The organism is Nocardioides houyundeii, assembly GCF_002865585.1.
GTDB classification, from domain to species: domain Bacteria; phylum Actinomycetota; class Actinomycetes; order Propionibacteriales; family Nocardioidaceae; genus Nocardioides; species Nocardioides houyundeii.
In genome coordinates, this window is the sequence record NZ_CP025581.1 from 3788186 (window position 1) to 3809001 (window position 20816).

The following is a 20816-nucleotide window of genomic DNA, read 5'->3' on the forward strand; positions in this document are numbered from 1 at the left end:
GACATCCGGGTCGGCGAGAAGGAAGCACCCCCGCGTGAGCGGGGAGGACGCCTTGATCGGCTTGCCCTCCGACAGCAGCCGGGAAGCACCCCCGCGTGAGCGGGGAGGACGGTCGCGCGTGCCGGTGGTCTCTCGCGGCTTCAGAAGCACCCCCGCGTGAGCGGGGAGGACCGGGGCGCCACCAGCGGGAACCTGTTCTCGGCGGAAGCACCCCCGCGTGAGCGGGGAGGACATCAGCTTGCTCACTTCTTCTTACCCGCCTTCGGAAGCACCCCCGCGTGAGCGGGGAGGACGATGATCCGCTCCATCGACGCGCCTCGCTCCGGGAAGCACCCCCGCGTGAGCGGGGAGGACCTGTGCAGACGCCTGATCCTTCCGCATTCACCGGAAGCACCCCCGCGTGAGCGGGGAGGACGAGCGGTAGTCCCCGCCCGGGCTGGCAGTCACGGAAGCACCCCCGCGTGAGCGGGGAGGACACGTAGGTGATCGGCGGCATCGCGGCGAACATGGAAGCACCCCCGCGTGAGCGGGGAGGACCCCACGACCACCAAGCGCTTCCTCGGCCCTCAGGAAGCACCCCCGCGTGAGCGGGGAGGACTCAATACGACATGGAGCCCGGGAGCCATCTCGGAAGCACCCCCGCGTGAGCGGGGAGGACGCGTACACCGAGACCGTGGGTTACCTCGGGGCGGAAGCACCCCGCGTGAGCGGGGAGGACGCGGTCGCCGGCGCCGCCGCGGCCTGGAAAGCGGAAGCACCCCCGCGTGAGCGGGGAGGACAGATCAACGTGCTGGCCGTCGACTGGCTCGACGGAAGCACCCCCGCGTGAGCGGGGAGGACCCCTCCGCGTTCCCGCACTCACGCCCCGCCGCGGAAGCACCCCCGCGTGAGCGGGGAGGACCCCAGCCGCCGCGCGTCTTGCGCGCTGCGATCGGAAGCACCCCCGCGTGAGCGGGGAGGACGGCGTCCTCATCGGCTGGGCGCTCACCTCCGCGGAAGCACCCCCGCGTGAGCGGGGAGGACCCGTATACAACAACTCCGTGGGCTCCTCCGGCGGAAGCACCCCCGCGTGAGCGGGGAGGACACCAGAACGAGGTCGGCGGCGCGTATGGCTTCGGAAGCACCCCCGCGTGAGCGGGGAGGACCCGCACTTGCCAGACGTCCCGCGCTCGAAGACGGAAGCACCCCCGCGTGAGCGGGGAGGACGAACATGGACGGCCCGCACCACTTCCCCGATGGGAAGCACCCCCGCGTGAGCGGGGAGGACCCTTTCAGTGTGTGTCAGCGGGTGAATGCGCCGGAAGCACCCCCGCGTGAGCGGGGAGGACTCGACGGGTTCGCCATCGCCCCGTGGATTCCCGGAAGCACCCCCGCGTGAGCGGGGAGGACGTGTCGGGCTCCCAGCGCATGATGCCGCGGTCGGAAGCACCCCCGCGTGAGCGGGGAGGACAATGCGGCCCATCCCGTCGCAGAGTCGCACGAGTCGAGAAGCACCCCCGCGTGAGCGGGGAGGACGTGATCTCTCCGGCGCCGACGTGGACTGAGCAGGAAGCACCCCCGCGTGAGCGGGGAGGACAGCCGTAGCATCCTCCAGCCCAGCACGCCCCGGGAAGCACCCCCGCGTGAGCGGGGAGGACCAAGCCGCACACCGCATCTGCAACCGCGTGAAGGAAGCACCCCCGCGTGAGCGGGGAGGACTGACGAACCGCTACCTCACCGACCTGGCCGACGGAAGCACCCCCGCGTGAGCGGGGAGGACTCCTCGCCCGCTCCATCGCCATCACCCGGCCCGGAAGCACCCCCGCGTGAGCGGGGAGGACGGCCCGACGTGGGGCGAGGCAGGGCTGTGGAAGGAAGCACCCCCGCGTGAGCGGGGAGGACCGCACCATCACCGACCCCACTGCGCCCAACTGGGAAGCACCCCCGCGTGAGCGGGGAGGACGCGCCACCGGCGTCGGCAGAGGCCCGCTCGACGGAAGCACCCCCGCGTGAGCGGGGAGGACCCTTGCTGACCTGCGATGATGGTCTCGGCATCACCAGGTCGGGTCGGGAAGGTCCTGTAGAAAGCCTGCTGACGCCTCCTTGTGCTGCCGGGACACTAGCTGGAGGCCGTGAAGGTGTACTACCTCGTAGGCGTGGGTTCCGACGGTTCTGATCTCGAACCCTTGCTCGGTGGCGGCTGATTCGATCATCGCTGCGTAGACGGCCGGGTCTGCCCTGTCCCGCACCCAGTCGCTGATAGCGGACCAGACTTCGTCACGGATCCTCTTGCTGACGGTGCCGACGTACACCCCGGGCAGGACCTCGATGAACCACTTGTTCAGCGCGCCCCGCATGCCCTCCGGCAAGGATGAAGAGATCAGCGTTGCGTAGCTCACGGCATCAGGTCGCTTGCGTCCAGGCCACGCCCGTAGTTGGTGTTCGCTCGAACCAGCTTCCCGTCTGCCGCCCACAGGCTGAGCGCATCCACGGACCAGTCGTCTTCCTCGGTCTCAACGCCCAGGAGCGCATGGATGTCGTCGACGACCTGCGGTAGCAGACGCAGGAGCCTGAACTCCTTGCGGAGCGCGGCCATCACCTCCGCGCCCGGGTCCTTGCTGGAATGCAGGGAGAAGCAGAGCGGGATGGTGTGACGGCCCTTGTAAAGGTCAGCGATGTCGAGCACGAACGCTTGCCGATTGCCGGCGTGTACGAATCCCAGACCGGGTGAGAGGCCCAGCGACTGGACTACTGCGTTGACCAGCCCGTAGAGCGCGGTGTTGGCGTAATTCAGGGCTTCGTTGACGGGGTCGAGCGGTCCCAGGGCTCCCGTGTTGCGGCGCCACCCGGCTAGGCGATGCTTGCTGGCGAGGGACTTGTAGATGGCCTTCATCCGTGCGCCTTCTAGCCCGCGCAGCTGCTCGATGCTGGCTGTCGCGATCATGTTCCGGCCGGTCTCCGGGAATCGCATCAGGAGTGCCTCTCGAGCGATCTCGGTGCGCTTGTCGTCGTCGGCGAAGATCCGCGCCTGAGCCTCCAGGAGTCGCGTCGGGGAGTAGGGAGACAGGAAGGCTCCGTACGAGCGCACGACGCCGGATCCCACGAAGCAAACCCCGGTCCCGGCCGCAGCACACGCCGCCGCAGCCGGCTGGGTGATCGAGGTCCCCGGGCCCAGCATGATGGAGGTCAGGGAGGAGATGGGGATGTAGGTCGTCTTGCTGGTCACCCCGGCCGGCATGTCCTCGGGGTTCGCTGCCTCGATCTTGGCGTGCACCCCGTTGTCGTCGCGCTCGATCCGGCAACGATCGAGGTACAGGTAGCTCAGGCGGTCGCTGATACGGGTGAGAATCATGGCGTTGGGCCGAGCCAGGGCGGGATGAGTGGTCATCGAGTTGGGCCCCCGTCCGGACAGGGAAGGAGCTCCGACTGATCCGCTGATGAGGCGTGCTTCGGAGCTATGCGCCGACCCATGTCAGTCCCTCATCGCCGGGCGTGCGGTGATCAGGCCGCACCCGTAGGCCTTGCTGCGGCCGAGCCCTTCTCGCCGCACCGCGTCGAGGAGCCGTGCATCGGAAACGGTCGCGATCGCGTCGACGGTGTCGATGACCAGAGACCTCTTAGCGCCCTTCGGGCCGAAGCGGTAGGTATCGCGGTAGTGGTTGACGACCTCCAGGTCGGTCACTGCGCCGGCCAGCTTCGCTGAGAGCCATGCCGAGATCCCTTCGGCCGGCACGACGCCTCGCGTGACGTCCTTCTTCGGGACTCCGGGAAGCGCCTGGGACTTGCCCCGGATAATCGGGTTTACTGCCACTCGGAGCGCGATCAGGTCCCCGTTCCTGTTCTCCCACCCTCGGCCGGTGACGGTCATGGTCCGCCCCTCGATGGGCACCGACTCCGGCGGGACGGAGGACTGAACGAGGACCGTGGGGACCCCTCCGATGTTGTCGACCCGGAAGAGGATGCCGGCGGTGGCCCTACGTTCTACCGGGGCCCCGGGGAGGGTGGTGGGGAACAGCCGCATGACAGCACGGTGTGCGGCGGCGAGGTCTGACCAGTCCGCCTGCACGGAGCCCGCCGGGAAAGTGGTCCAGTAGACAGGGCTCTCCCGGTCCACCTCGGGCGTTACCTGCTCAGGTGTCGTGACAGCCATGACAGTTGCTCCTCTCGCGATGCCGGGGTCGGTGAGACGTGGGAGATCAGACGGTGCTCGTGGCGGGCGTGGTCGCCGGTCACCTCGTACAGCCGCAGGCTGACGTCTTCCTTCTCGCCGCGCCGGGGGACGTGTGGGAGCTCCGACAGCACCTGCACCGGTGTCCCGTGGCCGACTCCGAGGACGAACGGGAAGGCAGGGGCGTTCGCACGCCGGCCGAGGTAGGGCATGTAGACCGGGTCGGTCGCTCCTGCCAGCCACCTCTCGACGAGCTCGGCCTGCGCGGTGATGGCGCAGATGAACTCGGCGTGCGGGAGGAAGTCCCGGTTCACCAGGGCCGTTCCCGGTGTGTTCTTGGGCCCGACAGCGCCGGTGCGGTCCCTGTGGTGGGCGTGCGCCCGGGCTGTGCCTGTCCGGAACTTCTCGGCCCTGTCCACTGCCGCGTGCACCGCGTCCGGCAGCGGGACGAGGACCTGGAGGTCTTCGGCGGCCGCGTTCGTCCGGTCGACGCGCACATGCAGGTCGAACTCCGTGACGAGCTCATGGAGGTCGCGGCGGCCCACGAATGCCCCGAGGAGACCGGCGACCGCTGACTTCCTGGGCATCGGCGCCGTCGCGACCGGGTAGTTGTTGGGGAGGAGGCGGTACCCGGCGTACGACTGCACCGGGCCCGCCATCCTCAGCAGGAGCGAAGGCATCGAGCTCAGGCCCCGTAGACCGCGTCGACGATGGTGGCCACGATGTCGTCGAGTGTCTCCACCTGCTCAGCAGCGAAGTCGAGGTCGCCGACCTCCCCGGCCACGACGGCGGGACCGAAGTTGTTGGGGTCGAAGCGGAGCGCGGAGCGCCGCTTCGCGGCCAGTGCGACCAGCGTGGGGGCCTTGTAGCCGCGGCCGTCGGCCTCGATCGGCTCGTCGAAGTCGTAGGCGCAGCGGCTGCGCTGCTGCTCGACGAGCACGACCGCGGGCAGGGTGTGCGGGTTGGAGTTGGAGACCCGACCCGACGGAAGGGCCGTGATCAGCGCCCGCACCAGGCAGGACAGCTCGTCGCGGGAACCCTCGGCACCGAACCGGGACCAGGACCGACGCAGCTGCGCAAGGTCGATGGTGAAGGTCCGGTAGTAGGTGCCGGAGGTGTAGTACGTCATGCCTATGTGGCCGGCACCGCCGTGCCCGTCCTGAGCGTCGTCGACGGCTGAGAAGTAGTCGGCGGTCAGCGCGAAGGGGTGGGTGGTCGCAGAGTGCGAGACGGCCACCGCCGCGTGGGTTCCCAGGTCGTGGGCGGCGGCGAACATGCGGCCGAAGGCGGCGACGTCGAGGCTGGCCGACCGGGCGTCCTGGATGCAGTCCGTGGACGACAGCGTCGCGCCGTCGGCCTGAGCCTCGACGGCTGCGACCGCGAGTGTCTGGAGCTCGGAGGTGGCGAAGAAGAGGATGTTGTCGCCCTGGACGTCGCTGTCCTCGGTCTCAGCGTTGGCGTCGTCCTTGTCCTTCGCGGCCTTGGCGAGCCCGTCGACGACCTTCTTGATCGCCGCGCGTCCCGCCTTCTCGTCGAAGTCGAGGCCCTTGGTGGCGGCGTACTCGACCGCGTGCTTCAGCGCGACTCCGACACCGTCACGGGTGCGCACCGACGCCTCGGGGACGTCGCTGAGGAACGCGACGCGCGCCGCGCGCTTCAGCGCTTGAGCGGAGATCCGGCCGCGCTGGATCCCCCGTCGAACTGCGACTTGGGCAGACCCGACTGGTCGCGGTTCATGTTGTGCAAGGGCAGCGCGGTCACCGTGTGGACGGTGATGAACTTGTGAGACATGGAGGTTCCTTCGCTCGGAGTGGTGGTTACTGGGCCGCGGCGGGTGTGGTGTGGTCGCGTCGGTCACTGAGGCCGTAGAAGTCCTGCACGACCTTGGCTCGGTGCGACCGCGACTTGGAGCTGAGCCCGTCACCCCAGAAGGTCAAGGTGGTGGCCAGGGACGCGAAGTCGACCGGGATCCCGTGCTGGGCGCACCTTCCGACCAGGCCGCTGATGACTTGGGAGGCGTTGTCGACGTCGAGCAGCGGTAGGGAGTCGATCGACATGGACATCGCGGTGCGCTTCGGGACGCTCTTGCCGTCGACGTCCCCGGGCCAGGAGCTGTGAGCCTTGGCGTGCAGGCTGCGCAGCGTCGTCCCGATGGGGGTGGATCTCTCGCTCGTCGCTCGGACGTCGCGGTGGACCGCGATCATGGCGGCCGCGCGGCGCGCGCCGACGCGTTGCGAAGGGCTCAGCCCGGACAGGATGGCTTCGGTGTAGGGGAAGGCGCTGGCCTCGGTCATTGGGTGGATGCCGGAGGCGATGGCGGAGAGGACCCCGCGGCCGCCTCCCGCGGCGCTCACCCTGTCGCGAGTGCCGATGACCCGGTATGCCAGGTTCCTCTCCGGGCGACCGGCAACTGCGGGCGCCGCGTCCTGCTCGTTCTCGATCATGCTCGACCTTCCTTCGTCTTGGTCGTGGACTCGGCCTCGAAGAGGCGAGCGAGTGCGTTCTGGGTCGCGAAGCGGTAGCGGCTCCGGGCGGTCACGACGTTGGGTAGGCCGATGGGCGTGGCGAACGGCTCCGTCGCGGCGTCGAAGACGACGAGAGCTGCCTTCCTCATCCGCCCGGCGACCGCCTGGGCGTCGAATGAGTCGGTGGCCCTGGCGTCGAGTGAGGACGCGATGTCCTCCTCTAGGGCCGCGAGCAGCGCTCGCTCCGTCTGGGCCCGCAGGGCGGGAGCTCCCTCGGCGCGACCGCGGCCCTCCGACGCGATGCGCAACGGCCCGTTGAGCGCCTTGCGGAACTCCGAGGCCACCTCCAGGAGGCGGACCGGGCCGTGTCGTCCGTCATCCATGACGGCGGGGGCTTCGAGCCGGCGGCGGGGGACGAAGGCGTAGTCGAGCCACTTCCGGTTGCCCTGCGTGTCGCAGATCTCGGCGAAGGCTCCGATCATCCAGGCCTCAGAGTCGTCGATTGGCAGGAAGGGCCGCACCCTGTCACGCCACACCTTCAGCGACCCGGCGAGGTCGTTGAGATACCAGCGCATGTACCCCTCGGTCGAGGAGAGGCGCACGTCGGGCGCCGAGACCGGCTTGGCGAGAACGGTGCCGCCCTTCTGCTTCGTCTCCACGAAGAGGCGGGACGGGTCCTGAGAGTGCATGGCCTTCAGCGACTCCCCCTCGGTGGGGGCGATCATCGGGACCCGCTTGGTTGATGGGCCCAGGACGTAACCGGTGGGTACCGGGACGTTCTGGGTGTCGTCCCAGTGCAGCAGTGGCGTGTTGCGGGCGCAGGTGGTGCGCCACAGGTCGAGCGGTTCTCGGGCCAGCTCCTCATCCGATGGCCCACCGTCCTGGTCCAGGTAGGCGGGAAGCGAGCCCGAATCCAGCCACTGCTCAGGGACGTTGGCCATGAGGGTCTTGGCCAGGGAGTCGCGGTGGGTCATGTAGGCGCCGAGCGTCCGCACCGCCACGTCTCCGGGGGCGCCGTACTCGAACTTGCGGCCGTATCCGTCGCGGGCGTTCGAGTGCTTGGTGTGCCACCAGGTGGTCACGACCAGCCTGGTCAGCCGTGCCGGGTCGGCGGCGATCGAGGCGGCCTTGCTCTCGGTGCTTCCGGCGGTGGTGCCCCACTGGCTCGAAGACGAGCCGGGGGTCTGCGGGTCCAGGAAGGCGAGACTGCGGATCGCCTTGTTGGTGTCGTCCTGGGCCAGCTCCCACTCCTGGCAGAAGGGGCGGGAGTGGTGGCGGAGCCAGAAGTGGTCGGAGAAGGTGTCCGTGAGCGTCTTGACCCCCGCAGCTGGGATGTCGGCCAAGTCGCCGGCTTCAACGTCCCCGAGGCGCAGCGCCAGTCCGGTGAGGCTGATGAGGAGGCGGGTCGTGGCGTCTCGTTCCAGCGGGGACATCCCGGACCCGAGCCCGACGTAGTCGTCCGCCCCGACGAGGATGTCGCAGGGGCTGGCGATCGCCTGCCGGCCACCGGGAAGCGTGACCGGGATCCAGGGGTCATGGAGGGCATTGAAGACGCCGTCTTCCACCGCGGTCTGGTTCACAGAGCATGCCTTTCGGTCGTGCACCGGCACGGTCGGCGACCGCACTCCGTGTCTCTCTTGTGCCACTTGTGGCTCGTCGGGTAGCGGGGCATGGCTCAGGCCCATCCGAGAAGATCGTCGAAGGCACCCATTGGGTCCTTGGCGCCATCGGCCTGGCGAGCCCGGGCGGCTACGTCCCGCAGGGCAAGGTCGACCGGAAGCTGCCGCTCCAGGACCGCTGCCTTGGGCTTCCACTCCTCGATTCCGAGGCTGGCGAGGGTGGCGGCGTGCAGCGCGAGGAGGTCGTCACGGTGACGTCCGGACGCTGGAAGGGTCGCCTGCTGCCACGCCCGCACCTGGTTGCCGGTGGCGGCCCGCATGATGTTCGCGGGCACCGGCCCTGCGGTGACGAACTCGGACGGGTCCTTGCCGGAGTCGAAGACGATGAACGTGGAGCCCGGGACGTCGATGTAGCGGGTGCGCATCGCATCCTCGTCGTCCGGCAGACGGGTCAGCGACATGAGGGCGCCGTAGGTAAGCGTCGGCGACGCGATCACGTCCTTCAGGAGCTTGGCCTTGGAGACGTTCGCGCTGGCGACCATCTGCATCTTCGCCCCGAAATCCCTCTGGACCTCGGCTGCCCATGCGACGTCGGCGTTCAGGTCCTCGATGGTGACCCGGCCGTCGTCGACGAACGACTGCACATCGTCGGGGATCCTCAGCAGGGGGCGTTTGGTGACCAGGTCGTGCACCTTGCGGAGCTCCGCGGACGAGTAGGGGAACATCCCGCGAGCCGACAGCGAGCCATCCTTGTTCGTCGCCACGAAGACCGTCATAGTGCGCGACGGGCCCGCGGCCCCGTGCCGGCGCACCCGATGGACCTCGTCCCGGAACCGCCACAATCGGCCGGCCCGCTGGACCAGGGAGGGGCTCGGGGCTAGGTCGGACCCCATGATGTCGAAGTCCAGGTCGAGGGACGCCTCGATGATCTGGGTCGCCACGACCACCACCGGCGGGGCAGTGGTGTAGCCGGCTAGCTCCGATTCGTAGGCGGCGACCGCCTCGTCCGAGGCGTCCGCGCCCGGATGCCGGGGCGGCGGGCCCAGGCGGCTGCGCAGGTGCGACTCCACCTTCGACCTCTGCGACCTGGTCATGCGGGAGTGCAGGACGATCAGCTCTCTGCCGTCGGGGAGGGACGCGGCGATGGCCCGGGCGGTCTCCACGGTCGGGTCGACCTGGTTGCACACCACCGCCACGTGGCACTTGGGGTGCTCGGCCATCTGCTGGAGAGCCCATCCGGCGCGCGTCTTCGCCACCTCGGTCGAGGTGACGGTGACGAATCCGACGGGCTCGACCGGGGCCGAGAGAGGGACATCTGCTTCGACCTCGTCGCGCAGCTCGCCGTCCTCTGCCACGTCGATGAGCGAGTGCCCGGGGTAGCGGGACTCGTACGGGACCACAACCTTCCGCTTCCGGTCCCGGGTGAGCCCGTGCACGTAGGCGTTGCGGTAGTCGACTGCGTCCTGGTGGGGGATGCTCGCTGAGAGAAGGGTGACCCGGGCCCTGGTGGCTCCCAGCCAGGCGAGCAGCTCGACGAGGAGCTCGCGCTGGTAGGCGTCGAAGGTGTGCACCTCGTCGAAGACGACGTGGTGGTTGGCGACCGCGAGCAGGCGCAAGTGGGTCGACTTCTGGTTGAGGGCCGCGCTGAGGACCTGGTCGCAGGTGGTGACCGCGATCGGGGCCACCAGACGCCTGGCCGAGGTCGTGAACCAGTGGTCGGCGTAGAGCCGGGCGTCCTCAGGGGTCACGCTGTCGAGCTGCGAGAAGGATGCGTGCTGGTGCGACTTGATGACCAGGTTCCCGGTCGGGTGGAAGTCCCGGCGCAGCGTCTCAGCCATCGCGTCGGTCGTCGCCATGGTCGGCAGCGCGAACAGCAGGTGCTCGTCGGGGCGCTGGATGTGGCGCAACTGCGCGGCCTTCGTCTTCCCCTCCCCGTCGGGAACGCCACCATCCACAGCCCGTCGTCGGGCCCGATGTCGATGGCTGCCTGCTGGAGCGGCCGGGGCGGGTGGCCGCCCAGGATGACCTCCTCGGCGCTGTCGAGAGACGTCAAAGAGCCCACCGTTCGTGCGACGTGCGCGTCCATCCCCTCCTGGCGCGCCTGCATCCACTGCTCGGTGTCCGTGATCGGGTCCAGTCCCCCCGCGATGAGCCGCTTGCCGGCCGCGACGAAGCCGTCGTCGGAGGCGACCCAGTCGGCAAGGATCAGGAGCCCTGAAACGAGGACGAGCGCGGGACCGGAACGAACCCCAGTCAACGGCGGAATGTCGTCGAGCCGAACTCCGATTGCCTGCTCGATGAGCCGCCGCTGGTGGTCGAGAGTCTCCGCCCAGCAATCGCCGGCGGTGGCACGGAGCAGGGTCTCGTCACGGCGGTCCATCGACTCCAGCGCGCTCTCAGGGGCCCGCCAGCGTCCGTGGTGGCCACTGACCGCGGTGGGGATCCAGGCCTCGCTGGCGGACTCGCGCTCGGTGAAGTTCCGCCGACCCCGCAAGGCGAAGGCGCCCACGTACTCGTGGCGCGTCGCCACCGAACCGCCGTGCCCCTTCGGCTCGCCGAGTCGAGAGGTGCGAGCGAGATCCATCAGCGCGCCGGACGGCAACGGGAGCCCCAGTTCGGTCAGGCGTGCCGAGAGCGGTACCCGCCAGGCCGGCTTCCCGAAGGCGAACGGCTGGGCCTGGAAGAAGGGGTTGACCTTGCCGACGTCGTGGAGTCCCGCGAGCAGCTGCAAGGCCCGCACCGAGGACGACTCGTCGCCCGGGTAGAGCGCCGCCGTGAGGAGGTCCCGCAGGCCCGGCCGGAGCCAGGTCCGCCACAGCGACTCGATCGCGACAGCCGTGTCCAGGAGGTGCGGGGTCGGCGCGTACGGCGGAAGCCCCGCGGCCACGTCGTCCGGGTCCTTTGCCCACAGCTCGTACAGCGCCTCGTGGCAGGAGCAGTCAAGCTTGGGCGCTGTCACGTGGAGGCGGGGCATCAATCCCACGGTGTCTCCTCGGGCGACGGGGATGTCAGCACCGATCTTGGCGGACCGATAGCCGCCGTGCTGCGGGTTGCGCCAATTGGGAGGGCTAAGACCCATATTGACGATCCTGGCGATGCGACCCTCAGCCAGCCGCTGGCGGATTAGGAGCAGCGAGTCGGCCGCTGGGCACACGACGCCACCCGGCTACGGGGAGAGAGTTCTGGCGTCCGTACCCAGCCGCGGAACGCGGTGTCTGAAGCATCTGCAGATTGGAACGATCCGCTGCCGAATCTGTAACGCCTTGACGGGCCGAATCGAAACGCGGCGGTCGGCTCAATCCGGGCCGAGTGAGCGAATCTGCCGAAGCGCGGACGCTAGTACTTGGCTCCGCCCAGTTCTGCGAGCAGGCTGTCCCGGTCACCGTCCGGGAGCGACTCGGCGATGAAGATCGTGTACGACTCCTTGTCGAAGCGGACGCCTACGACTTCATCAGGCGAGTACCCCTCGAAGGACCAGACGGGGAATGCCCTCTGGGGCGTCAGCGAAGTAGGAGCCTGAGGCCTCCCGGCTGGTGTCATCGCAACTGGCGCGCTCCGCATCTCCCAGCGGCTGGGCGTCCCTCTTCGTGACTGACCAACCGGTGTAGACGACGCCATCGAGGCGGACCTGCTCAGCGCAATCGGCTTCCGTATCACCGTCCCCCCGAGCAACCAGCGAGCGCAGCCAGCACAGCGCCGGCCGACAGCAGCAGGAGGCGGGGGGCTCTCATGTCGAGAGTATGGCCCCGCATCGGGACGGTGTGTGGACACCGCGAGCATCTGGACTGCCGCGACAAGCGCACTCCGGCCAGAAAGAGGCGCGCGGACGACGAACTGAAAACTGTCAGATTCGAGGCCGCGTTTTCAGGTTCGACCCTTGTCGGCAGCCAGTCCGGTCAGTGCGCCATGTCCACGAAGCGCGAGTAGTGACCCTGGAAGGCCACGGTGATGTCGCGGGTGGGGCCGTTTCGGTGCTTGGCGATGATCAGGTCGGCCTCGCCGGGGCGGGTCGACTCCTTCTCGTAGACGTCCTCGCGGTGCAGCAGGATCACCATGTCGGCGTCCTGCTCCAGCGAGCCGGACTCACGCAGGTCGCTCATCATCGGCTTCTTGTCGCCACGCTGCTCGGGACCACGGTTGAGCTGCGAGAGCGCGATGATCGGGACCTCGAGCTCCTTGGCCAGCAGCTTGATCTGGCGGGAGAACTCCGAGACCTCGAGCTGGCGGGACTCCACCTTCTTGCCCGAGCTCATCAGCTGCATGTAGTCGATGACGATCAGGCGCAGGTCGTGCTTCTGCTTCAGCCGCCGGGCCTTGGCCCGGATCTCCATCATCGTCATGTTGGGCGAGTCGTCGATGTACATCGGCGCCGCGGAGACCTCGCCCATCTTCTTGGCGAGCTTGTCCCAGTCGTCTTCCTGCATGTTGCCGTTGCGGATGTGGTTCAGCGCGATCTTCGCCTCCGCGGAGAGCAGGCGCATCACGATCTCCGAGCGCGTCATCTCCAGGCTGAAGAAGACCGAGGCCATGTTGTTGTGGATCGAGGCCGCCCGGCAGAAGTCCAGGGCGAGCGTCGACTTTCCCATGGCGGGTCGCGCCGCGACGATGATCATCTGGCCCGAGTGCAGACCGTTGGTCAGCTCGTCCAGGTCCGCGAAGCCGGTGGGCACGCCGTAGAGCCCGGCCTCCCGGTTGCTGATCGCCTCGATCTCGTCCAGGACGCCGTTCATGATGTCGCTCAGCGGCGCGTAGTCCTCCGCGGCCCGCTTGTCGGTGACCTTGTAGACCTCGGCCTGGGCCTGGTCGACCACGTCGTCGACCTGGCCCTCTCCGGCGTACCCGATCTGCACGATCTTGGTGCCGGCCTCCACCAGGCGGCGCAGGATCGCCTTCTCGCGGACGATCTCCCCGTAGTACGAGGCGTTGGCCGCGATCGGCACGTTGGCCGAGAGGGTGTGCAGGTACGGCGCGCCACCGACGCGCTGGAGCTCGCCGCGACGCTGCAGCTCGGCCGAGACGGTGACCGGGTCGGCGGGCTCGCCGCGACCGAACAGGTCGATGATCGCGTCGTGGATCAGCTCGTGCGCCGGGCGGTAGAAGTCGATGCCCCGGACCACCTCGGAGACGTCGGCGATCGCGTCCTTGGAGATCAGCATCGAGCCGAGCACGCTCTGCTCGGCGGCGTTGTCCTGGGGCGGCGTCCGGTCGTTGGCCGAGCGCGGCGCCTCACCCGGGGCGTACGCCGCGGGGCCGTCACCCCAGGCGTTGTAGTCCTCCTCGTACGACGGCTCCGACGGCGCCGGGGAGTGGTGCTCGGCGACGCTCATGGAACCTCCAGGGGAGAAGCAGGTCGATGACCGGGACCCGGTGCTCAGGAGGCTATGAGTGACCACCCACATTCCTGCGACTCGCGAAACGTACGCGCTGTGGAAGCGCAAAGACAGCGCCTTATCCACAGGCCCTGTGCATAACTGGGCCTAGCCAGTGCACGAACCCCCAGCATCTGTGCACCGACTGGGGGTCCTCCTGTGCATAACTTGGGCACAACCAATGTCACACCCGCTCTGACCTGCACAAACACGGTCCCAAGCCTGTGGATAGAAACTTTGCCCAAAGTCTCTTGTCCCCAAGGTTCGGTATGTGAGAGTGGCCGGTTTCTTTGTCGACAAGCGCCTGCGCCACGCCGAACAGCTGTGCTATCCCACGGATGTCCACAGGCTGACTCCCAGGCGTCAGGGCACCGGGCGGGTCAGGGCCGGCGCCCTGCTCCCTAGACTCGCGCACGTGCAGAAGGCCGATCGGGAGATCCTCCGCCTCGCGGTCCCGGCGTTCTTCGCCCTGGTCGCCGAGCCGCTCTTCCTGCTCGCCGACTCCGCCTTCGTGGGCCACCTCGGTACCGCGGAGCTCGCCGGTCTCGGCATCGCCGCGGTGGTGCTGCAGACGGTGGTGGGGCTCTGCGTCTTCCTGGCCTACGGGACCACCGCGGGGGTGGCCCGGCACCTGGGCGCGGGCGACCTGCGGGCCGCCCTGGCCCAAGGCATCGACGGCCTCTGGCTGGCCGTCCTCATCGGCACCGTGGCCACGGTGGCCGGCGTGGCGCTCACCGGACCGCTGGTGGCGGCGTTCGGGACCGGTCCCGAGGTCAGCGAGCACGCCCGGGACTACCTTCGCATCGCCTTCCTCGGCGTCACCCCGCTGCTGGTCATGCTGGCCACCACCGGCGTGCTCCGCGGCCTCCAGGACACCAGGACACCCCTGGTGGTCGCGGTGGTCGGCAACGGGGTCAACATCGCGGCCAACGCGGTCCTGGTCTTCGGGTTCGGCCCGGTCCCCGCGTTGGGGATCGCGGGCTCGGCCATCGGCTCCGTCGTCGCCCAGGTCGGCTCGGCCGCGGCCCTGACCTTCGTGGTGGTCCGCGCCGCGCGCGCCCAGGGCGCACCGTTGACCCCGGACCGGGCGGGCATCCTCGGCGCCGCCCACGCGGCCATCGGCCTGGTGATCCGCACCCTGGCGCTGCGCGCCTCGCTGCTGGTCGGCACGTACGCGGTCGCTGCCGGCGCATCCGAGAGCGGGGTGGAGGTCGCGGCCCACCAGGTGGCCTTCACGGTGTGGACCTTCCTGGCCTTCGCCCTGGACGCCATCGCCATCGCCGCCCAGGCGCTGACCGGGCGCTCCCTGGGTGCCGGTGACCTCCCGGGCACCCGGGCCCTGACCCGGCGCATGGTGTGGTGGGGCGTCTGGTCGGGACTGGTCACCGCCGTCGCTCTGGCGGCGGTGGCGCCGGCGCTCGGTCACCTGTTCACCGGCGACGCGGCCGTCCGGGACCTGCTGGTCCCGGTGCTGCTGGTCGCCGCAGCGGGGCAGCCCGTGGCCGGCGTGGTCTTCGTCCTGGACGGGGTGCTGATCGGCGCCGGGGACGGCAACTACCTGGCGCTGGCCAGCGTGGTCACCCTGGTGGCCTACCTGCCCGCCGCCCTCCTGGGGGCGCACCTGGGGGACACCGTGGGCGTCTGGTGCGCCTTCGTGCTGGTCTTCCTGGGCAGCCGTGCGGTGGTGCTCCTGCACCGGGCGTCAGGCACCCGGTGGATGGTGACCGGCGCGCAGGGTCGCTCCTAGGCCGCCCAGCTCATCAAGAGGGCAGTCGGGGGCCGCCAAGGGCCGCCGAGGGCCGCCGAGGGCCGCCGGCGTGAGGGAGGGCAGCACCGATCCCGGAGATGCGGAACGGCCCGCCTGCATCCTCGCGGGGCAGACGGGCCGAACTGCGTGTGTTGCGTGTGTCAGGCGGGGATCACGTTGAGCGTCACCTTGGCGGTGACCTCGTCGTGCAGCTTGACGGACACCTCGTGGGTGCCCAGCGCCTTGATCGGGTTGCCGAGCACAAGCGTGCGCTTGTCCACGGTCTCGCCCGACGCGGCGCTCAGCGCCTCGGCGATGTCGGCAGCGGTGACCGCTCCGAAGAGACGACCGCCCTCACCGGAGCGCACCTTGAGCGCGACCGGGTTGCCCTGGAGCTTGTTCTTGATCTCGACCGCGTGGTCGTTGTCGCGCACCGCGCGCGAGGCGCGGGCGGACTTGATCGACTCGATGGTCTTCTCGCCGCCACGGGTCCAGCGGATCGCCTCGCCACGGGGCACGAGGTAGTTACGGCCGTAGCCGTCCTTGACCTCGACCACGTCGCCGGGAGCGCCGAGGCCGGTCACTTCCTGGGTCAGGATGAGCTTCATGTGTCCAGCTCCTTTCAGCGACCGGTGGAGGTGTAGGGCAGCAGGGCGACCTCGCGGGCGTTCTTGACCGCCATGGCGACGTCGCGCTGGTGCTGGACGCAGTTGCCGGTCACGCGACGCGCACGGATCTTGCCGCGGTCGGAGATGAACTTGCGAAGGAGCGTGGTGTCCTTGTAATCGACACCAGTCGCCTTCTCCTTGCAGAACTGGCAAACCTTCTTCTTGGGCTTGCGAATCACTGCCTTGGCCATTGTGGTGCTTCCTTTCTAGAAGCCCGGCCGATCAGGGCCGGAATGGTTGAGGGTGTATTCGGACTGGATCAGAACGGGGGCTCGTCGGAGCCCACGCCGGGGGCGCCCCACGGGTCAGGCTGTCCGCCACCCTGGCCGCCGCCCTGAGAAGCACCGCCGCCGTAGCCGCCGCCACCCTGTGCGGGCTGCGACGGAGCCGGAGTGCTCCACGGGTCGTTGGCCGGAGCGGAGTTGCCGCCACCGCCACCGCCACCGAAGTTGCCGCCGCCGCCGCCCTGACGGGTGGTGCGGGTGACCTTCGCGGTGGCGTACTTCAAGGACGGGCCGATCTCCTCGACCTCGATCTCGAAGACGGTGCGCTTCTCGCCCTCACGGGTTTCGTACTGACGGGACTTGAGCCGTCCCTGCACCACGACACGCATCCCCTTCTGGAGCGTCTCGGCGACGTTCTCCGCCGCCTGGCGCCAGATAGAGCAGGAGAGGAACAGCGCGTCGCCGTCCTTCCACTCGTTGGAGTTCTTGTCGAAGGTCCGCGGCGTGGACGCGATCCGGAAGTTCGCCACGGGTGCACCCGAGGGGGTGAAGCGCAGCTCCGGGTCGTCGACCATGTTGCCGACCACGGTGATGACGGTCTCGCCTGCCATGTCAGGACTCCCTCATTGATCCATCTTGTGATGTGTTGCGAATGTCTGCCGAGGACATCGTCGCCGATGCCACCGACAAGGTCGTGGACTTCTCCACAACCTCAGCGCTTGCCGGGCTTGATGACCTTCGTGCGCAGGATGGACTCGTTGAGGGTGAGCTGACGGTCGAACTCCTTGACCGTGGCAGGCTCGGCCGACAGCGAGATGACGGCGTAGATGCCCTCAGCGTTCTTCTTGATCTCGTAGGCAAGGCGACGACGTCCCCAGACGTCGACGTTGTCCACGGTGCCACCGTCGGTACGGATGACGTTGAGGTACTTGTCGAGCGACGGCTCGATGGTGCGCTCTTCAAGGCTGGGGTCGAGGATGACCATTACTTCATACTTACGCAAAGCGGTCTCCACCTCCTCTGGACTCGGGCGGCCACGGACTTTCCGTGGCAGGAGGGCTTGCGTGCGCGGCGTGCGGATCGCCCCGAGGGACGGCCTGCGGCCGCGGCTCCCTGGCGAGACTCCTACTGAGGAGCCCACACAGAGAACAACGGGACGTTACCAGCGCGGCCGCCCACCCTGTGAATCGTTGTCCGTGCCCGCACCGCACCTCGCTAGCGTGGCGTCGGTGCCCGCACCCCCAGCCGCCGCGTGCCTCGCCGGGCGCTACGTGCTGCTGGACCAGATCGGCGCCGGCGGCATGGGCTCGGTGTGGCGGGCCCGGGACCTGCGCTCGGGCCAGCTGGTCGCCGTCAAGGTGCTCGGCCAGCACAACGGCGCGCTGCTGGCCCGGTTCCTGCGCGAGCAGGGCATCCGGCTGCGCCACCCCCACGTGCTGGCGCCCACCGGCTGGGCCGCCGAGGACGACGTGGTGCTGCTGACCATGGACCTGGTCCGCGGCGGCTCGGTGCAGACGCTGCTCGCCGAGCACGGGCCGCTGCCGGAGGGCTGCGTGGCGACGATCCTGGCCCAGACGCTGCGCGCCCTGTCCGCGGTGCATGCCGCTGGGCTGGTGCACCGCGACGTCAAGCCGGCCAACCTGCTGCTGGAGGCCACCGCCGACGGCAGCCTGCACGTCCGGCTCGCCGACTTCGGGGTCGCGGTGACTTTGACGGGCGAACGGCTCACCACCTCGCCGGCCGCCATCGGCACCGAGGGCTACATGTCGCCCGACCAGGCCCGGGGAGATGCTCCGGAGCCCCGCCAGGACCTGTACGCCGTGGGGGTGCTCGGCGTGCACCTGCTCACCGGGCGCCGGCCCCGTGCCGAGGTGCCGTTGCCCCCGGGTCGGCTGCGACCGCTGCTGGAGCGGCTGCTGGCCGACGACCCGCAGGCGCGCCCGGCCGGTGCGGAGCAGGCGCTGGCCCTGCTGGGCCGTCTCGACGTGCCGCCGGAGCCGGGGGTGTGGGTCCGCGACCGGCTGGGCCCCGCCCCCGACGAGCGGCCCGGACGCCGTCGGCTGCCCTGGGGACCGCTCGCGGTGATGGCGACCTCGCTGGCGGTGACCGGGGGCTGCGTGGCCGCGATCGTCCGGATGCTCGGATGACGCACGGCACGCCGCCGCTTGTCGGTGACTCTTCCTAGACTGCTCGTCATGAGTCCGGCCAGCACCCTGTCCATCGGCGCCCACGTCGACCAGACCGACCCGATCGCCGAGGCCCGGGCCCGCGGGATGGGGCTGGTGCAGTTCTTCCTCGGCGACCCGCAGGGCTACAAGGGCCCCGAGGTTCGGTACGCCGGAGGTGCGGCCGCGCTGCGTGCCGACGCGGAGGCCGCCGGAATCGACCTCTACGTGCACGCGCCGTACATCATCAACGTCGCCACGACGAACAACCGGATCCGGATCCCCAGCCGCAAGCTGCTCAAGCAGCACATGGACGCGGCCGCGGAGATCGGCGCCAAGGGCCTGATCGTGCACGGCGGTCACGTCAACAAGGCCGACGACCCCGCGGTCGGCTTCGACAACTGGCGCAAGGCGGTCGAGGCCACCGACCTCAAGGTGCCGCTGCTGATCGAGAACACCGCCGGGGGCGAGAACGCGATGACCCGCTACCTGGAGCGGATCTCGGGCGTCTTCGCCGCGATCGAGTCCACCGAGGGGGCCGACATGGTCGGCTTCTGCCTCGACACCTGCCACGCCCATGCCGGAGGCAACGCGCTGGAGACCGTGGTGGCCGACGTCCTGGCCATCACCGGCCGGATCGACCTGGTGCACTGCAACGACAGCCGCGACGAGTTCGACTCCGGCGCCGACCGGCACGCCAACATCGGGGCCGGCCGGATCGACCCCGACCTGATCGCCTCCGTGGTGCGCGAGGCGGGTGCCCCGGTGGTGCTGGAGACACCGGGCGGCGCCGACGAGCACGTCGCCGACGCCGCCTCGGTGCGCTCGCGGCTCTGACCGGCGAACGGGTCTAGCGGTTGGCGCGGGTCCAGGCCGCCATGGAGTCACGCATGGTGAAGAACAGGTCGGTCTGGTCGATGAGGCCCACGACGTTGGCCGCGCCGGGGCCGTAGCCGGCGACCCGGACCTGGGAGCCGGTGTGCTGCATGCCGCCGGCAGTGGCCGACGTGCCGTAGGCGACGACCATCTCGGCGCCGTCGGCCGTGCGCACCCGGGCGTCGAGGCCGGGCGTGGCGCCGTCGACGATCTGCGAGGTGTGCGCGTGGTCGGCGGTGACGATCACCAGGGTGTTCTTGTCCGCGCGGGCGAACTCGAGCGCCTTCGTCACCGCCTCGTCGAGCTGCTGGGTCTCCCCGATCTGGCCGCACAGGTCGGCGGCGTGGTCCTTCTTGTCGATCGAGGCCGACTCGACCTGGAGGAAGAAGCCGTTCTTCTTGCCCGTCCTGCTCTTCGACAGCAGCTCGATGGCCTTGCCGGTCATCTCCCGCAGCGAGGGCACCTGGGCCGACGTGGGCTCCGGCTGGCAGGTGGCGGCGGGGAGGTCCGCGCCGCCCCTGGTCGCCACCAGGGGCGCGAACCGCACCGGCATGTTGCCCGGGGAGAAGAGGCCGAGCACCGGCTTATCCTGGTCGGCGCGCTTCAGCGAGGCCAGCCCCGCCTTGTCGGTGAGGTACTGGAAGCCGCGTGCCCGCGCCTGGTCCGCCAGGGTCTGACCCGCCCACTGGCCGGCCTTGGCCACCTCGGTGAAGGTGGCGGAGCCGCCCCCGAAGGTCAGGTCGGGGCGGGTGTCGAGCAGCTGCTCGCTGATCGAGCCCAGTCCGCCGTTCTCCTTCGCGTTCTCCGGGCAGCTCGCAGTCGTGGCCACCGGTCCGTAGCAGCGGCGCAGGCTGACGTGCGAGACCTGGACCGCCGGGGTGGCGTCCTGGATCTCGGAGGTGCTGACGTTGCCGGTGGCCCGGCCGCCCTTCTTGGCCAGCTGCAGGACGGTCTGCTGCGGCGTGCCGTTGCGGTCCACGCTGACCGCGTTGTCGTAGGTCTTGGTCCCGGTGGCCCAGGCGGTGCCGGTCGCGGCCGAGTCGGGGGTGTAGTCGGGGAGTCCGGTCTCCCGCTCGACGCTGTAGTGGGTCAGCTGGCCGGTGAGCGGGAGGGCGTCGATGCCGGGGAAGAACCCGCCGGCCCCCTTGAGGTAGTTGCGGGCCACGGTGATCTCGGAGTCGCCCATGCCGTCGCCGATGACCAGGATGACGTTCTTGGCGGCGGAGCCCTTGACGGCGTCCGCGATCAGCTGGGTCTGGTCCCGGGTGATCCGCCGGGCCCCTCCGTGCTGGTCGACCGGGCCGGCTGCGGCCCGCTCGATCAGCGGCGAGGCCGAGGCGCGCCGGGGGTGGTTGTGGGCGTCGGCGCCGGTGGCGACCAGTGCCACCGGGAGCGAGAGTGCCGCGGCGCCCAGTGCGAGGTTGCGCAGGGTGGAGTGGGACGACATGGTGTGGCCCTTCTGTCAGGTCGCTGGCGGGGCCTGGAGGACACCCGCCTCAGGGACGGCGCCGGAGGGCGCTGACCTCGAGCCAACCG

At 69.6% G+C, this 20816-nt stretch carries 18 protein-coding genes, 1 pseudogene and 2 CRISPR repeat arrays (1 of these 21 cut by a window edge); of the genes and pseudogenes, 3 read left to right on the forward strand and 16 right to left on the reverse strand.

Annotation, left to right across the window (positions count from 1 at the left end):
* Nucleotides 1–659: direct repeats of the CRISPR family, unit length 29 nt; unit sequence GGAAGCACCCCCGCGTGAGCGGGGAGGAC (it extends 407 nt beyond the left edge of the window).
* A gap of 91 nt (nt 660–750) precedes the next feature.
* A CRISPR array of direct repeats spans nt 751–2003; the repeat unit is 29 nt; unit sequence GGAAGCACCCCCGCGTGAGCGGGGAGGAC.
* A gap of 30 nt (nt 2004–2033) precedes the next feature.
* The 11 genes and pseudogenes from cas2e to dnaB all read right to left on the reverse strand — a co-directional run bounded on the left by cas2e (nt 2034) and on the right by dnaB (nt 13558).
* Nucleotides 2034–2378, reverse strand: a complete 345-nt coding sequence (gene cas2e / locus C0R66_RS18240; protein WP_101525905.1) for a type I-E CRISPR-associated endoribonuclease Cas2e — start codon at nt 2376–2378, stop codon at nt 2034–2036.
* Nucleotides 2375–3367, reverse strand: coding sequence for a type I-E CRISPR-associated endonuclease Cas1e (gene cas1e / locus C0R66_RS18245; RefSeq protein WP_101525906.1), 993 nt, complete (start codon nt 3365–3367; stop codon nt 2375–2377). Before cas1e ends, cas2e begins: the two co-directional genes overlap by 4 nt.
* An 84-nt stretch (nt 3368–3451) precedes the next feature.
* Complete coding sequence (locus C0R66_RS18250) at nt 3452–4129, reverse strand: type I-E CRISPR-associated protein Cas6/Cse3/CasE (RefSeq protein ID WP_101525907.1); 678 nt, start codon at nt 4127–4129, stop codon at nt 3452–3454.
* Complete coding sequence (locus C0R66_RS18255) at nt 4102–4827, reverse strand: type I-E CRISPR-associated protein Cas5/CasD (protein WP_101525908.1); 726 nt, start codon at nt 4825–4827, stop codon at nt 4102–4104. The genes C0R66_RS18250 and C0R66_RS18255 overlap by 28 nt, the downstream gene beginning before the upstream one ends.
* Nucleotides 4828–4832: 5 nt before the next feature.
* Entirely contained in the window at nt 4833–5837 is a 1005-nt protein-coding gene (locus C0R66_RS18260; protein WP_241901686.1) for a type I-E CRISPR-associated protein Cas7/Cse4/CasC, read from the reverse strand.
* Nucleotides 5804–5938, reverse strand: coding sequence for a hypothetical protein (locus C0R66_RS20040; RefSeq protein WP_277869190.1), 135 nt, complete (start codon nt 5936–5938; stop codon nt 5804–5806). Before C0R66_RS20040 ends, C0R66_RS18260 begins: the two co-directional genes overlap by 34 nt.
* 26 nt (nt 5939–5964) lie before the next feature.
* The gene (locus tag C0R66_RS18265; protein WP_101525910.1) at nt 5965–6591 is read right to left on the reverse strand and encodes a type I-E CRISPR-associated protein Cse2/CasB; all 627 of its coding nucleotides are present in this window, start codon (nt 6589–6591) and stop codon (nt 5965–5967) included.
* Nucleotides 6588–8192: a type I-E CRISPR-associated protein Cse1/CasA gene (locus tag C0R66_RS18270; protein ID WP_158648135.1), complete on the reverse strand. Its 1605-nt coding sequence runs from the start codon at nt 8190–8192 to the stop codon at nt 6588–6590. The genes C0R66_RS18265 and C0R66_RS18270 overlap by 4 nt, the downstream gene beginning before the upstream one ends.
* Before the next feature lie 95 nt (nt 8193–8287).
* Nucleotides 8288–10138, reverse strand: a complete 1851-nt coding sequence (cas3, locus tag C0R66_RS18275; protein ID WP_158648136.1) for a CRISPR-associated helicase Cas3' — start codon at nt 10136–10138, stop codon at nt 8288–8290.
* A 275-nt stretch (nt 10139–10413) separates the two neighbouring features.
* Nucleotides 10414–11310: pseudogene (locus C0R66_RS19770) on the reverse strand (CRISPR-associated endonuclease Cas3''); the annotation flags it as partial.
* Between the two features lie 817 nt (nt 11311–12127).
* Entirely contained in the window at nt 12128–13558 is a 1431-nt protein-coding gene (gene dnaB, locus C0R66_RS18290) for a replicative DNA helicase (RefSeq protein WP_101525914.1), read from the reverse strand.
* A 457-nt stretch (nt 13559–14015) separates the two neighbouring features.
* Between dnaB and C0R66_RS18295 the strand changes: the two genes are divergently transcribed.
* Nucleotides 14016–15347 carry an MATE family efflux transporter gene (locus C0R66_RS18295; RefSeq protein WP_101525915.1) on the forward strand — a complete coding sequence of 444 codons (1332 nt, stop codon included), beginning with the start codon at nt 14016–14018 and terminating at the stop codon, nt 15345–15347.
* Between the two features lie 161 nt (nt 15348–15508).
* Here C0R66_RS18295 and rplI read toward each other — a convergent pair whose 3' ends face one another.
* From rplI to rpsF, 4 genes are all read right to left on the reverse strand, one after another.
* Nucleotides 15509–15955 carry a 50S ribosomal protein L9 gene (rplI, locus tag C0R66_RS18300; RefSeq protein ID WP_101525916.1) on the reverse strand — a complete coding sequence of 149 codons (447 nt, stop codon included), beginning with the start codon at nt 15953–15955 and terminating at the stop codon, nt 15509–15511.
* Between the two features lie 14 nt (nt 15956–15969).
* Nucleotides 15970–16206 (reverse strand): 30S ribosomal protein S18, encoded by a 237-nt coding sequence (gene rpsR / locus C0R66_RS18305; RefSeq protein WP_101525917.1) that lies wholly within the window; start codon nt 16204–16206, stop codon nt 15970–15972.
* A gap of 68 nt (nt 16207–16274) precedes the next feature.
* The gene (locus C0R66_RS18310; RefSeq protein WP_101525918.1) at nt 16275–16850 is read right to left on the reverse strand and encodes a single-stranded DNA-binding protein; all 576 of its coding nucleotides are present in this window, start codon (nt 16848–16850) and stop codon (nt 16275–16277) included.
* Between the two features lie 101 nt (nt 16851–16951).
* Nucleotides 16952–17242: a 30S ribosomal protein S6 gene (gene rpsF, locus C0R66_RS18315; protein WP_101526367.1), complete on the reverse strand. Its 291-nt coding sequence runs from the start codon at nt 17240–17242 to the stop codon at nt 16952–16954.
* A 226-nt stretch (nt 17243–17468) separates the two neighbouring features.
* Between rpsF and C0R66_RS18320 the strand changes: the two genes are divergently transcribed.
* Both C0R66_RS18320 and C0R66_RS18325 read left to right on the forward strand, forming a co-directional pair.
* Nucleotides 17469–18386, forward strand: coding sequence for a serine/threonine-protein kinase (locus tag C0R66_RS18320; RefSeq protein ID WP_158648138.1), 918 nt, complete (start codon nt 17469–17471; stop codon nt 18384–18386).
* Between the two features lie 48 nt (nt 18387–18434).
* Nucleotides 18435–19241: a deoxyribonuclease IV gene (locus tag C0R66_RS18325; RefSeq protein ID WP_101525920.1), complete on the forward strand. Its 807-nt coding sequence runs from the start codon at nt 18435–18437 to the stop codon at nt 19239–19241.
* Nucleotides 19242–19254: 13 nt separating this feature from the next.
* Here C0R66_RS18325 and phoA read toward each other — a convergent pair whose 3' ends face one another.
* The gene (gene phoA / locus C0R66_RS18330; RefSeq protein WP_101525921.1) at nt 19255–20727 is read right to left on the reverse strand and encodes an alkaline phosphatase; all 1473 of its coding nucleotides are present in this window, start codon (nt 20725–20727) and stop codon (nt 19255–19257) included.
* Between the last annotated feature and the right edge of the window lie 89 nt (nt 20728–20816).